General features: G+C 34.0%; 12 protein-coding genes. 8 read left to right on the top strand and 4 right to left on the bottom strand.

Annotation, left to right across the window (positions count from 1 at the left end; translation table 11 throughout):
* Positions 1-19 precede the first annotated feature (19 nt).
* Positions 20-1,762: a DUF885 domain-containing protein gene (locus OLM58_RS18465; RefSeq protein WP_264530071.1), complete on the top strand. Its 1,743-nt coding sequence runs from the start codon at positions 20-22 to the stop codon at positions 1,760-1,762.
* A gap of 245 nt (positions 1,763-2,007) precedes the next feature.
* Here OLM58_RS18465 and OLM58_RS18470 read toward each other — a convergent pair whose 3' ends face one another.
* A complete protein-coding gene (locus tag OLM58_RS18470; RefSeq protein WP_017498289.1) occupies positions 2,008-2,415 on the bottom strand; it encodes a hypothetical protein in 408 nt (135 codons plus the stop codon).
* A 129-nt stretch (positions 2,416-2,544) separates the two neighbouring features.
* Between OLM58_RS18470 and OLM58_RS18475 the strand changes: the two genes are divergently transcribed.
* Entirely contained in the window at positions 2,545-2,973 is a 429-nt protein-coding gene (locus OLM58_RS18475; RefSeq protein WP_264530072.1) for a hypothetical protein, read from the top strand.
* Positions 2,974-3,046: 73 nt separating this feature from the next.
* Here OLM58_RS18475 and OLM58_RS18480 read toward each other — a convergent pair whose 3' ends face one another.
* Both OLM58_RS18480 and OLM58_RS18485 read right to left on the bottom strand, forming a co-directional pair.
* Positions 3,047-4,306: a mechanosensitive ion channel family protein gene (locus OLM58_RS18480; RefSeq protein ID WP_264530073.1), complete on the bottom strand. Its 1,260-nt coding sequence runs from the start codon at positions 4,304-4,306 to the stop codon at positions 3,047-3,049.
* On the bottom strand, positions 4,299-4,586 hold the full coding sequence (locus OLM58_RS18485; RefSeq protein ID WP_017498293.1) for a DUF3817 domain-containing protein: 288 nt from the start codon (positions 4,584-4,586) through the stop codon (positions 4,299-4,301). The genes OLM58_RS18480 and OLM58_RS18485 overlap by 8 nt, the downstream gene beginning before the upstream one ends.
* Before the next feature lie 103 nt (positions 4,587-4,689).
* Between OLM58_RS18485 and OLM58_RS18490 the strand changes: the two genes are divergently transcribed.
* The 4 genes from OLM58_RS18490 to OLM58_RS18505 all read left to right on the top strand — a co-directional run bounded on the left by OLM58_RS18490 (position 4,690) and on the right by OLM58_RS18505 (position 9,746).
* Entirely contained in the window at positions 4,690-5,220 is a 531-nt protein-coding gene (locus OLM58_RS18490; protein WP_264530074.1) for a DUF6155 family protein, read from the top strand.
* A gap of 110 nt (positions 5,221-5,330) precedes the next feature.
* Complete coding sequence (locus OLM58_RS18495; protein WP_264530075.1) at positions 5,331-6,872, top strand: DEAD/DEAH box helicase; 1,542 nt, start codon at positions 5,331-5,333, stop codon at positions 6,870-6,872.
* Between the two features lie 199 nt (positions 6,873-7,071).
* Positions 7,072-8,406 carry a DEAD/DEAH box helicase gene (locus OLM58_RS18500; protein ID WP_264530076.1) on the top strand — a complete coding sequence of 445 codons (1,335 nt, stop codon included), beginning with the start codon at positions 7,072-7,074 and terminating at the stop codon, positions 8,404-8,406.
* An 83-nt stretch (positions 8,407-8,489) separates the two neighbouring features.
* Positions 8,490-9,746, top strand: coding sequence for an NAD(P)/FAD-dependent oxidoreductase (locus tag OLM58_RS18505; RefSeq protein ID WP_264530077.1), 1,257 nt, complete (start codon positions 8,490-8,492; stop codon positions 9,744-9,746).
* A 174-nt stretch (positions 9,747-9,920) separates the two neighbouring features.
* On the opposite strand, the gene OLM58_RS18510 is transcribed toward OLM58_RS18505, so the two are convergent.
* The gene (locus tag OLM58_RS18510; RefSeq protein ID WP_264530078.1) at positions 9,921-11,150 is read right to left on the bottom strand and encodes a multidrug effflux MFS transporter; all 1,230 of its coding nucleotides are present in this window, start codon (positions 11,148-11,150) and stop codon (positions 9,921-9,923) included.
* Between the two features lie 153 nt (positions 11,151-11,303).
* Here OLM58_RS18510 and OLM58_RS18515 point away from each other — a divergent pair, with 153 nt between their 5' ends.
* Together OLM58_RS18515 and OLM58_RS18520 are read left to right on the top strand one after the other, a co-directional pair.
* Positions 11,304-11,729 carry a hypothetical protein gene (locus OLM58_RS18515; protein WP_017497466.1) on the top strand — a complete coding sequence of 142 codons (426 nt, stop codon included), beginning with the start codon at positions 11,304-11,306 and terminating at the stop codon, positions 11,727-11,729.
* 111 nt (positions 11,730-11,840) lie between these two features.
* Positions 11,841-12,224 (top strand): hypothetical protein, encoded by a 384-nt coding sequence (locus OLM58_RS18520; RefSeq protein WP_264530079.1) that lies wholly within the window; start codon positions 11,841-11,843, stop codon positions 12,222-12,224.
* The last annotated feature ends 1,330 nt before the right edge of the window (positions 12,225-13,554 follow it).

A 13,554-nucleotide genomic window follows, 5' to 3' on the forward strand; every position in this document is an offset into this window, starting at 1 on the left:
ACCATAAAAAATATAACTTATGAAAAAACTGTTTGTTTCAATTTTTGCAATCACGCTACTTTTTTCCTGTAACAAGAATGGGAAGTCTGAGAGCGACAAAGCATTAGATACAAAATTCGACGCTTATAAGGATCGTTTTGTTACTGATTTATGGAAGATTAACCCGGGCTGGGCTTCGGCTGTTGGTTATCATAAACTAGATAGTGTTTTGGTTGTTCCGGATGCTGCTGAGGAAAAAAGACAACTTGATTTTGTTAATTCTGAATTGGATTCTTTAAAACAATTTAAACTTGAAGATTTGTCGGATAACAATAAGACTGATTTTCAAATGATAAAAAATCAATTGGAAGCTACTGTTTTTAGCATTAAGGAAGTAAAATCTTCTCAGTGGAATCCTTCTGAATATAATGTTTGTGGAGCTTTCGCTGAAATCTTAAATGGTAAATACGATTCATTGGAAGTTCGTTTACGTGCTTTCAATGCTAAATTGAATAATGTTCCTGCATTTTATGAAGCAGCCAAAAAGAATATTAAAAATCCAACAGTTGAACATACAGAGCTTGCTATAGCACAAAATTTGGGCGGTTCTACCGTTTTTGACGTTGATTTGGCTGCGGCTTTGGAAAAAAGTAAATTAACTGCTGCCGAGAAAAAACAAATACTCGATAAAGGAATCGTTGCTAAAAAAGCAGTTACAGATTATGCTGATTGGTTAAAGAAGTTAGACAACAAAACACCACGTTCTTTCAGACTTGGTTCAGAATTATATGCTAAAAAATTCAATTTTGATATTCAATCAAGCTATACAGCGGAGGAAATCTTCAAAGTTGCTGTAGATCATAAGAAAGATTTACACGAAAAAATGTTTGTTTTGGCTGATAAACTTTGGAAAAAATACAAAGGAAACGAACCAAAACCTGCTGATAAACTGGATTTAATCAAGCAAGTAATTGACAAGATCTCTTTACAGCATACTACACCGGAGAAATTCCAGTCTGAAATTGAAAAACAAATTCCGGAATTAACGGCTTATGTAAAAGCAAAAGATTTACTGTATATCGATCCTTCAAAACCACTTGTAGTTCGTAAAGAGCCAGCTTATATGGCAGGAGTGGCAGGAGCTTCTATTTCGGCTCCCGGACCTTATGATAAAAATGCCAACACCTATTATAATGTGGGAAGCATGTCAGGCTGGACGGCTGAAAATTCAGAAAGCTACCTGCGTGAATACAACGATTATATCCTTCAGATTTTAAACATTCACGAAGCTGTTCCGGGACATTATACTCAATTGGTTTACAGTAATCAATCGCCAAGTATCATTAAATCTATTTTAGGAAATGGCGCTATGGTAGAAGGCTGGGCTGTTTATGCAGAGAAAATGATGTTGGAAAGCGGATATAAAAACTCTGATGAGATGTGGTTAATGTACTACAAATGGAACTTGAGAGCTACTTGTAATACCATTTTGGATATTAGTGTGCATACTAAAAACATGTCTAAAGAGGCGGCTTTGGATTTATTAACTAAAGAAGCTTTCCAGCAACAAGCTGAGGCAGATGGGAAATGGAAACGTGTAACTTTATCACAAGTACAATTGTGTTCTTATTTTACAGGATACACCGAAATCTATAATTTAAGAGAAGAACTTAAAAAGAAAGAAGGAGATAAATTCAATTTGAAGAAGTTTCACGAGAAATTCTTGAGTTTTGGAAGTGCTCCGGTGAAATATATCAAAGAATTAATGTTGTCTGAGGAATAAAAACAACAACAATTACGGCCGATTTTAAACTTATAGAATCGTCGTTTGCAAGATTTTGTTTTATTAAGTGTAAAACATTTTTTTGAGAACTGCGTCCTAATGGATGCAAAGTAAAAAGACTAACAGTTTATTTAACCGTTAGTCTTTTTTATTTTGGGGTTTAAATAGTAATTTACGTAAATCCGACAGGTTTTTAAAACCTGTCGGATTTGTTTTATAGGTCAAATTTTATTTTCATTTAAATTCTATTTTGACTTCGACTCTAATTCAAACAATTGAACCTGACTTTTTAAGCGGTCGATGAGTAAATTCATCATTCTTTTGTTGAGACTGGAGGAGTTTTGAATATAAGTTTCGTATTCTTCAAGGGTAAAAAGCGCCATTACGATTCCTTTTAGAGAATTTCTAAACTTAATATCTTTTTGAATGGAGTTTTCGATGGTTTGGAGTTTCTTTTCCACTGTATACGAGTAAAAATCAGCTTTGTTTTTATTGACATAGTTAATGAAAACCGCAACAAATAAATCGTTCTGAAGTTTTAAAATGGGCCTAATCGTTTGATTTTGAAATAACTCATCCGCAGAAGATTGAGCACTTATGGTTCCTAAAGTTTCGCCTCTGAATTCTTTTAAAAAAGTGTCTCTTGCTTCCATGTTTTTTCTTTAAATTTAGAAAAAAATCCGATACGATTTTTTCTATTTAAACTAAAAATGATGCAATTTCATATTATTTTAAACTCCTGAACTTTGTTTGAAATGAATTTGCATTTTAAAACCTCAAAAATGATCAAAAAAATTATACTAGCTTCTTTATCCACTCTTGCTCTAATTTCTTGCAATTCAAAAGAAAACAAAGAAAAGTACAAACATGCAGTTTATCGCGCGGTTCACAAAGGCGATACAGCAGTCTTAGACATTCATATAAACAACAAGCGGTTTTTTGGCCGTTATGAAGTATTCTACCATAAAATAGGTAAAGATTCCGGGGATGTAAGAGGGGATATGAAAGGAGATACGCTAAGAGGTGATTATCATTTTATCTCTAATGGCGGAAGCTGGAAGAGAATTCCTTTAGCCTTGCTAAAAAAAGACAATAAACTGTTCCTGGGAAAAGGAGTAATAGGAATTTATTTTAATCTTCCGCTTTTTATGCCTGAGGTACCCATCGAGTATGATAAGTCAGAATTTGTTTTTGAAAAAGTTAAGGAGTAGTTTTTAGTCGCAGTCTCAGTATTCAGTTTTATGCCGAGACTGCGACTGAAAACTGAGACTGAATACTAAAAATTTACCTCTCCAATATCTCAATCTTCGACGGCAGTTCAAATATCTCAAGATCGAAATATTCTACAGAAGCCATTATGTGATCAAAAATATCGGACATAATATATTCGTAATTGGCCCAGCGTTTATCGCTCGAAAAAGCATAAATTTCTAAAGGAACACCATTCGCAGTCGATTGCAGTTGACGGCACATCATATGCATGTCTTTGTTTAAACCGGGATGTGTCACCAAATATTGCATGATATACTTGCGAAACAATCCTAAATTAGTCATGTTTCGGCCATTAAGTGCCAACGTTTTATCAATTCCGCGTACCTCATTGTATTTGTCGATTTCGGATTGTCTGGTCTCGATGTAAGAAGAAATCAATTGCACTTTTTTCATTTGATTCAGATCTTCGTCATTCAAAAAACGAATGCTGCTGCTTTTGATCAAAACGTGTCTTTTAATACGTCGACCGTCAGATTTCTGCATACCGCGCCAGTTCTGAAAAGAATCAGAACTCAAAGCATAGGTTGGAATTGTGGTAATCGTGTTGTCAAAATTTCGAACCTTAACTGTCGTCAGGTTAATTTCGATTACATCACCATCAGCTCCGAATTTATCCATCGTAATCCAGTCGCCAATACGAACCATATCGTTTATCGCGACCTGAACGCTCGAAACAAACCCGAGAATAGTATCTCTGAAAATCAGGATAATAATTGCCGAAAGTGTTCCTAAAATAGTCAGCAATTCGCCTTGTTTGATTCCGAATAACTTCGAAATAATAATGGCAACTCCAAAAATCCAGAGAACAATCATAATAACCTGAACAAAACTGTCGATTGGTTTGTCGCTGTATTCCGGTTTTTGCTTTAAATAATCACGTAAAGCATTAAAAATGGTACGGGTAATCCATAATCCCAGCAAAACAATATAAACGCCCACTATTTTTCCAAAAACAGCTTCCCAGTATTCATATTTATCCAGAATGATCGGAACAGCCTTGTAAATAAAGAAAAACGGAATTAAATAGGCCGTGTATTTTGTGGTTTTATTGTGAATGAGGTAATCGTCAAATTTTGTTTTGGTGCGCTGCGCAAAAATGGCGGTTAGCGTAACCAAAACAAATTTTGCAAAATAATAAATGGCATAAGCCAGTATGACCATAATGGCAATATTAAAGACCAGACTCACATAAGACGCAATATTACGGCTCATGCCCCAGTCTCTAAAAATAGGGTATAAAAAGTTGAATATTTTATCCAAAAGTCTAGGCATTATTCTCCAGGTATTTTTTCTCTATATAAAAAGTTCCAAACGGAATAAGTGACGCTATCTGTATAATTGCAAAAGTTTTTAAATCCCAGTTTTGCGGTTTTTTAAGTAAAATTGCCAACAATACATATCCGATAAATAAAACACCATGTGTCATTCCTAACGGACGTAATAAGGTATGATAAAGTTCAGGATTATTGGTTTTGATGAAAAGCATATTGGTAAACAATACTAAATAAGAGATTCCCTCTAAAATTGCAGTAACTTTGAAAATCTTGAGCATATTCTATTTTTTGAGTTTAATACTAGCAAAATTAAGTATTATCGTTGGTTTTTGCAGTATCAATCAGGAAAGTAATTTACTTTTGTAATCTTAAACTTTGATAATGAGTAAACGCGATTTAAAAAAATATCTTGCCGAATTAGATAAGGAACAGCTCGAAGAGCAAATTATTGAATTGTATGAAAAGTTTAGTCCTGTAAAAGTGTACTACGATTTTGTCTTTAACTCTAAAGAAGATAAACTATTGCAGGAATGTAAAGTAAAGATTTCACACGAATATTTTCCAATCAAAAAAGCAGGAGCCAGGAAACGTCCGAAAGCAAAATTGCGACGTTCGGTAGCGCAGAAATACATCAAACATTTTATTTTGTTAGGAGTTGATCCTTTTGTGGTTGCTGATATTATGCTTTACAATATAGAAATAGCACAGACTTATTCGTCTCAAAATCCGGTTAAACAGGAATTATTCTGTAAAAGCATCTTCAATTCCTTCGAACAGGCAGTGAATTTTTCGATTTCCAATGGAATTTTACCGGATTTTAAAGAAAGAATCATCACCATTCAACAAGAAACTCTTCAACAAAAATGGGTAAATAGGTACGATTTCGAGGCAATTTTAGAGAAAATCGACTAATAAAGTGATTCTCATAAAAAATCTTATTTAAAAAAAACATTTATTTTAGGTTAAAATAAAGTGAAAAACTGTTTTTTCGGTGTATTTTTGCAAAAATCCAAAAATAAACAATGTCTCAAAACACTTTAGAAATAGAAAGAGAAGAGAAAAAAGAACTTTATGCATATCAAAAAGGCGATATTGATGCCATTTTTGATCGTTTAGACAACGCTCCTCCGAAACATCATTTATTATATCAATTGCCTACTGGTGGTGGAAAAACTGTGATTTTTTCCGAAATCGTTCGTCGCTATTTAGCTAATAATGATAAAAAAGTAGTGGTCCTGACACACCGTATCGAACTTTGTAAGCAAACCTCAAAAATGCTAAAAGGGTTTGGTGTTTCTAATAAAATCATTAACAGTAAAGTAAAAGAATTACCGGACCAAAACGATTTCTCTTGTTTTGTGGCCATGGTCGAGACTTTGAAAAACCGTATCAATGACGAAAAATTACATTTAGATAACATTGGTTTGGTTATTATTGATGAGGCACATTACAATTCATTCCGAAAATTACTAAACTCATTCAAAAATGCTTTTATTCTTGGAGTAACAGCAACGCCTTTGAGTTCAAATATAAAATTACCGATGCACCAAAGTTACAATGAACTTATTGTGGGTGATACCATTAGTTCATTGATTGACAAGGGATTTTTGGCTCGTGCAACAACCTATAGTTATGATGTTGGATTAACCTCTCTTAAAGTAGGTATTAACGGAGATTATACCGTAAAATCATCCGATGATTTGTATACGAATACCATCATGCAGGAAAAATTACTGCACGCTTATACAGAACGTTCAATAGGTAAAAAGACCCTGATTTTTAATAATGGTATCCACACTTCGTTATATGTTTATGAAACATTTAGAGAAGCTGGTTATGACATCAGACACCTTGATAATACCAGCAGCTCAGAAGAGCGTAAGGATATTTTACAATGGTTCAAAAAAACACCTGATGCGATTCTGACTTCTGTGGGAATCTTAACAACAGGTTTTGATGAACCAACGGTTGAAACGATTATTTTGAACAGAGCGACTAAATCATTAACGCTTTATTATCAGATGATTGGTCGTGGGTCCCGTAAATTACCCGGAAAAGACGAATTTACAGTAATCGATCTGGGGAATAACGCCGCACGTTTTGGTTTATGGAGTGAGCCGGTAAACTGGCAGCATATCTTTAAATCGCCTGAATTTTATTTAGAGAATCTTCGTGATGATACTGAAATTGAAATGTATTTTAAATACAGTATGCCTGCGGAATTACGTGCTAAATTCAGTAAAACTGCCGATGTAACTTTTGATGTTGATGAAGAACATAAGTTAATTATCAAACAAAATTTACGTTCAAAAGTGGTTTTAGACAAATCATTAGAACAGCATGCTTCCATGTGTGTGGACAATACAGAAACGCTACAAGAAGCAAAATCACTAGGAAAAGAACTTGATGATGATATAGAATGCCGTATCAAACGTTTTGCAAAATGTTTGAGCCAGTGTAGTAAAAACTACCGTGAATGGCTTCTTGACGATTATAAAAAGAACCTGACGTTATTAATAGGTAAGAAGTATCGTGAGAAAATCATGAACGAGCCGGACGAATAGAAAAATTTTGTTTCAGGTTTAAGGTTTCAGTTTTTTTTGGAATCTAAACAAAATTATATTCTTAAAAGGAGAAATAGCATTTTAGAGTAATTCATTCTATTGCGATTTCTCCTTTGCAAATTACTAGAAATTCATTTTTAAGTTATCAAAGCAACCTGAAACTTGAAGCCAATAAAAACAAAATAAACAAAATAAAAAGATGTCTAAACAATTCTCATCATTAGGAATTTCAGCACCAATTTTAAAAGCATTAGGCGAATTGAATATTGTTGAACCAACAGAAATTCAACAAAAAACAATTCCATTACTTCTGGCTGAAACTCAGGATGTAGTTGGTTTAGCCAAAACAGGAACTGGTAAAACCGCAGCTTTCGGATTGCCGTTGCTGCAGTTAGTTGATGCAGAATCTCCTGCTGTTCAGGCTGTCATCTTAGTTCCAACAAGAGAACTTGGACAGCAAATCTTTAGAAATTTAGAGGATTTTGGAAAACATATTCCAAATATTTCTATTGCTTCAGTTTGCGGAGGAATTCCAATAAAACCACAAATTGAGCGATTAACACAGCCTACACAAATAGTTGTAGCTACACCGGGACGTTTAATTGATTTGATTCAGCGCAAAGCGATTGATTTAAAACAAACTTCTTATTTAGTGCTGGATGAAGCCGATGAAATGGTTTCGATACTTAAGGAAAGCTTGGACGAGATCGTTGCGGAACTTCCTAAAAAACACCGTACTTTATTGTTTTCGGCTACTTTACCGGGAACAATCAAACAACTGATTCAGAACTATTTGAATAAAAATGTAGTTCAGGTTAGTGCAAATATGGAAACTGCAGGTAATCAGGGAATTGATCACGAATATATTGTAGTGGATCCAATTGAAAAACTGGATGTTTTAATGCATTTCCTGAATTCAAAAGAGGGAGAACGCGGTATTATTTTCTGTAAAACCAAAGCAGCAGTCAATAAATTGGCAAAGAATTTAGCGATCAATCGTTTTTCTTCAGGAGCACTTCACGGCAGTTTGTCACAAGGAATACGTGACAGAATCATGGAGCAATTTCGTGAAGGACATATCAATATATTAGTGGCTACAGATTTGGCAGCAAGAGGAATTGATGTAAAAGAGATTTCTTATGTGGTGAATTATCACTTACCTGACACTTATGAAAACTACGTTCACCGAAGCGGAAGAACGGCAAGGGCAGGAGCAAAGGGGCTTTCACTAACGGTTTTGCAGGAAGAAGAAGTAGTAGAAATTCCTGAATTTGAAGCAGAATTAGGAATTAAATTCACCAAATTCCAAAAGCCGTCGGCTTTAAGTCTTGAAGAAAACAATATGCTTTTATGGGCCAAACAAATTTTCAAAACAAAGCCCAATCATGAGATTTCATCCGATCTGAAAACGAAGGTAAAGACCGTTTTTCATCATCTGACTAAAGACGAATTAATTGAAAAATTGATGGCCAGTTATGTTTTGCAGAACAAAGTTGAAGTGACCGAAAAACCTGTTAAAAAATTCAAAAAGTAATATTCCGGGCGATTAACTTTGCTAATTTATGTCGTATATTTATAAGGTAATTTCATTATAATCCCAGTTAATATACAGCATATATGAAGATAGTCATCATAGGAGGTGGTTTTGCAGGAATCAATCTTGCAAAAGAGCTTGTTAACCATCCTCAGATACAGGTAACTCTTGTAGACAAGAACAATTATAACTTTTTCCCACCACTTATATATCAGGTTGCCACTGCTTTTTTAGAACCCTCAAGTATTAGTTATCCGTTTAGAAAATTCTTTGCTGGTAAAAAGAATCTTGAGTTTCGTTTAGGAGAACTGCTTTCAGTGGTTCCGGCCGAGAATAAAATTATCCTGAGTAATGGAGAATTAACATACGATCATTTAGTTTTTGCAACCGGTGCCGAAACCAGTTATTTTGGAATGGAAAATGTAATGAAAAACGCCATTCCGATGAAAACGCTAAACGACGCGATCGAAATGCGTAATGCACTGCTTAAAAACCTTGAAAAAGCAGCAATTACCAAAGACATGCGTAAACGACGCAAATTATTAACTATAGTTGTAGCAGGAGGAGGCCCGACAGGTGTGGAAGTATCCGGAATGTTTGCCGAAATGCGCAAAAGTATTCTGTTAAAAGAATATCCCGAATTAGAAACATCAGCCAGTAATGTGTATTTGGTCGATGGGGGAGACGCACTCCTCTCGCCTATGAGCAAAGCCTCTCAAGAGGATACCCTTGAGGCACTTACCAAACTTGGTGTTGTGGTAAAACTTCAAACACGTGTTGTTGACTATGTTGATGATACTGTCCATTTTGCAAATGGAGAAACAATTAAAACCAAAAACCTGATTTGGGCAGCCGGAGTTTCTGCTAAAATTTTTGAAGGAATCCCAGCAGAAAGCTATGGCCGTGGAAAACGAATGGCGACAGATGAATACAATAAAGTAAATGGTTTGACTAATGTGTACGCTATTGGTGACACAGCCATCACAGCCGGTGATAAAAATTTCCCAGACGGACATCCGCAAGTAGCGCAGGTGGCTATTCAGCAAGGATTAAATTTAGCCAAAAACTTTAAAGCAATGGTTCAAAATAAACCTTTAAAAGCATTTATGTACAATGACAAAGGTTCTATGGCAATTATTGGAAAAAATAAAGCTGTTGTAGATTTACCAAGTCCAAAATGGCATTTTAAAGGATTCTTTGCCTGGTTTATCTGGTTATTCGTTCATTTGATGTCTTTGATTACCTATAGAAACAGATTGAATACCTTCTGGAACTGGATGATTGCTTATTTTGCAAAAGATCAGTCTTTGAGAATGATTATCAGGCCGGATAAACGATAACAAAGAAAGTACATTGGGATTACAAATTCCATTTTTTTATACAATCTTGTCATTTCGACCGAAGGGAAAAATCACATTAGTAACTCGTCAAAGATTGGAGACTTTCTATGCGTAGTTTCTTGTGTGATTTTTCCCTTCGGTCGAAATGACAACCCAGAGTATATTTGTTATTTATTAGTGACCAATCGCAATATCGTCTTCTGCAGATAATTCAACTTTTTGCTTGATAGAACGTTTGCTGATATTTAAAAAGACAAAAGCGGTAATAGTAGTGCTGGTCATAATAGCCACCATTGGAGCTACAGAATCTTTAACGAAAACTCCAACAGCAAACGAAGCCAAAGCCCCAATACCCAACTGAATAGCCCCCATTAATGCTGAAGCACTCCCTGTATTTTTCGCAAAAGGCGCCAAGGTAAGTCCTGCAGTATTTGGATTCGAAATTCCGAGACAAGCCAGAAATAAAAACAACATTCCGATAGTTTGATACAATCCCAAAAGGTCATTTAAAGCTAGAATTAGAAAAAGGATACTAATAACAGACTGTGAAATCAATGCTCCAAAAATCATCTGTTCACTAGAATATTTCTTCAATAACACTGAGTTTAACTGACTTGAGCCAATAAAACTTAACGACATAAAAGCAAAAATCCAACCGTAAGTCTTGGCATCAACGTGATAAATGTCCATAAAAATGATAGGTGAGGCCGCAACGTATGAAAATAAGCCCGAAAAAGCGATAGCACCTGTAAAGGCATAAGTGTAAAACTGTGGCTCTTTAAAAACGCTGATAAAATTGGTAATAATAGGTTTTGGCTTTAATGATATTGAAGTATCAGGCTTGTAAGTATTTGGTAAACCAACTTGTGATGCAATTAATATAGCAATTCCCATACACATTAGGATAAAAAATACGGTATGCCAGCCATAATCTTCTGTAACATAACCTCCAATTGTTGGTGCCAACATAGGAGAAAGCCCAACAACAAGCATCAATAAAGAGAATACTTTTGGAATGTCTTTTACAGGAAACAAATCACGAACCATCGCTACAGAAGCCACTGTGGCAGCACAACTACCAATAGCCTGAACAAATCGTAAAAGGATAAACGAATCAATATTAGTTACATAAATACATCCCAAAGAAGCCAGAATATAAACCATCAAACCTACAAACAAAGGTTTTTTTCGGCCAAAACGATCCAATAATGGTCCATATAATAATTGTCCCGCTGAAATTCCGATAAAATAACTGGATAAACTCATGGATACTTTTGCTACCGAAGTGTGCAAATCCTTTGCTATACCTGAGAAACCAGGAAGATACATGTCTATTGAAAATGGGCCGAGTGCTGTTAAAGAACCTAAAATAAGGATAAGGGTAATGTATTTTTTTGTTGTCATTTTCTTAAAAAATTGCTTTTCATTTTTTGCAAAGGTAAAGATTTCATATCTTGTAGTGTAATTTAAACGTTTTTTAATAAAACGTTTGATTAGGTTACGCATTAATTGAACTATAAAAAAGCATTATTAACACTAATCTTAAAATCAAAAATTATGAAAAATTACATTTTAGTATTCGCGCTTATTTTTACCACAATTTCATTTGCACAAACCATTACGTCCAAAAAAGAAGAGGCAAATGTAGAGCAGTACGCATTACTGCAAAAAGTAAACAAATATTACCCGGACATTACTTTAAACAAAACCGTTACCAATTTTTATGCAGATGGCAATATTATTGACACGCATCAGGAGTTTGATTTGACAACTTCAAAATTTTCAAGCTACAAAATCGGACTTGAGCCGGATAACAAAAAATTGCTGTTTGAATACGTTTCTGATGAAACTGGAAAAGTTTATGGAGACGTAACCATTTTTAAAGGAAATGCATTGCGAACTACTTTCAATGAAAAAAACAATGAAATTAGCGTATCGCTGAACGGAAAACCAGTTTACCTGAAAAAGATAAAACAAAACTAAAACAATAGATTTTAGACTAAAAATTGAAATCAAACAGAAGCATTCGCTACGGTGAATGTTTTTTTGTTTTATATTTGAAGCTGATTGAATTACAAATACTTTTAAATCAAAATGAAGAAAATTTTCGTATTCTTATTAATGATTGTTGCTATAGCGTCCTATTCGCAAACCAATCGATTTACCGGAACCTGGAGCACTGAAAATTGTAAAACCTGCAGCAAAGAATATGTCCTGAAAATTAATATGGCACAATCCAATAATAAAATATTTGGAACGGCTGAGATTACAAGCGACAATCAGAAATTTGTCAGCGGTGTTATGGAAGTTACGGGTAATGTATACGCGCTTGGCGAAAAAGCTCAAATTACGATTAAAGGTAAAGACGGTTCCGCAGGTGCAGTTTTATTTGCAAAGGAAGATGTTTTACAATTCTCAAAAAGAGGTGGTGACGATTTAGTTCCCAAAGAAACGGTTCTGACCAAGTTGTACGAGTAGAGCTATTTACCAAGTAGTCCCGATGCATCGGGATCTTACACATAGTAGTCTCTGTATGTTTTAAATAAGTGAAACGTCTTTTATGAGAGTGGTAAACCAATGTTTTTTAGAGTAGCATGAAGTGGAAGAGAATAATATTATGTAAAATAGAAAGCATGAAATCATTATGATACAAGAATTGCATAATTGAAAAAGTTGGAATTTCAAGATGGGCATTTTGTAGAAAGTTAAAGACAAAAAACTTTACGCTGGATGAAATCCTGGAAATTACCAAAATTCTTTGTCCGGATGAATTTTATATGCTGGAATTAAAAACCGAAATTTGAACAAGCTAAAAATGACATTGATGCCGGTCGAATAATTACACTTGACAAAATGCTTCAAAAAATGCATGAACGAAATAATATTTTTTAAAGGATGTATCACAAGCTGTAAATTCAGTTTATAAAGTTTAAAAGTTTCGCTGATAATCTTGTCGATCATTATGTGTTGAATTTTGCTGTATTTGGAAAATAATTTTCAAAATAATATTTTACGAGAATCTCAGCAATCAGAAATAAGCATGATATTTTATAAAGGACGTATCACAGGCTATAAATTAAGTTTTATAGAATTTGCAAGTTTAGCTGAGAATCTTGTTAATTATTAATGAATATAATTTTGCTGTATTTGAAAAATAATTTTAAAAATACTATTCTACGAGAATCTCAGCAATCAGAAATAAGCATGATATTTTATAAAGGACGTATCACAGGCTATAATTAAGTTTTATAGAATTTGCAAGTTTAGCTAAATAATCTTATTGAACATTATGGATGCAATTTTGCAGTATTTGAAAAATAATTTTCAAAATAATATTTTATGAGAATCTCAGCAAACGGGGCTTGGCATGATGTTGAAATTTTAGTTCCCAAAGGCTTACAATATTTACTAATGGGTATCATAGTCTGGTAACAAAGCAATTCATTAAAGAAGCAGCAAAGGCTTTAAACGCCAATAAATTAGTGATTATTTACCATATACATATTGACCTATAATTTATATTATGTAAAATAGAAAATTTAAAGAATTGCTCTACTGTAATTCATGATCCTTTCGATGTTTTAAACAAAGATTATTCAAAAGCTAAATAATCGATCCTCAGAGCTACTCTGTACAGATACTTTCCCAAATGAATATCAATAAACAATTTAAATTGAGTTTCGAAATTGCAATTAACTGTTTTAAAAGCTTTAAAATGGTTATATTTAAGATTTCTTTAAAATAATTATATTCTGTATGGGATGCTTTCATTCTAAGACATAATTTTCTTATTTTTACATTCGATACT

Source organism: Flavobacterium sp. N502540, assembly GCF_025947365.1.
Taxonomy (GTDB): Bacteria; Bacteroidota; Bacteroidia; order Flavobacteriales; family Flavobacteriaceae; genus Flavobacterium.

Coding starts and splice junctions, on each gene's coding strand:
- OLM58_RS18465 (WP_264530071.1), top strand. CDS start 20: ATGAAAAAACTGTTTGTTTCAATTTTTGCAATCACGCTACTTTTTTCC.
- OLM58_RS18470 (WP_017498289.1), bottom strand. CDS start 2,415: ATGGAAGCAAGAGACACTTTTTTAAAAGAATTCAGAGGCGAAACTTTA.
- OLM58_RS18475 (WP_264530072.1), top strand. CDS start 2,545: ATGATCAAAAAAATTATACTAGCTTCTTTATCCACTCTTGCTCTAATT.
- OLM58_RS18480 (WP_264530073.1), bottom strand. CDS start 4,306: ATGCCTAGACTTTTGGATAAAATATTCAACTTTTTATACCCTATTTTT.
- OLM58_RS18485 (WP_017498293.1), bottom strand. CDS start 4,586: ATGCTCAAGATTTTCAAAGTTACTGCAATTTTAGAGGGAATCTCTTAT.
- OLM58_RS18490 (WP_264530074.1), top strand. CDS start 4,690: ATGAGTAAACGCGATTTAAAAAAATATCTTGCCGAATTAGATAAGGAA.
- OLM58_RS18495 (WP_264530075.1), top strand. CDS start 5,331: ATGTCTCAAAACACTTTAGAAATAGAAAGAGAAGAGAAAAAAGAACTT.
- OLM58_RS18500 (WP_264530076.1), top strand. CDS start 7,072: ATGTCTAAACAATTCTCATCATTAGGAATTTCAGCACCAATTTTAAAA.
- OLM58_RS18505 (WP_264530077.1), top strand. CDS start 8,490: ATGAAGATAGTCATCATAGGAGGTGGTTTTGCAGGAATCAATCTTGCA.
- OLM58_RS18510 (WP_264530078.1), bottom strand. CDS start 11,150: ATGACAACAAAAAAATACATTACCCTTATCCTTATTTTAGGTTCTTTA.
- OLM58_RS18515 (WP_017497466.1), top strand. CDS start 11,304: ATGAAAAATTACATTTTAGTATTCGCGCTTATTTTTACCACAATTTCA.
- OLM58_RS18520 (WP_264530079.1), top strand. CDS start 11,841: ATGAAGAAAATTTTCGTATTCTTATTAATGATTGTTGCTATAGCGTCC.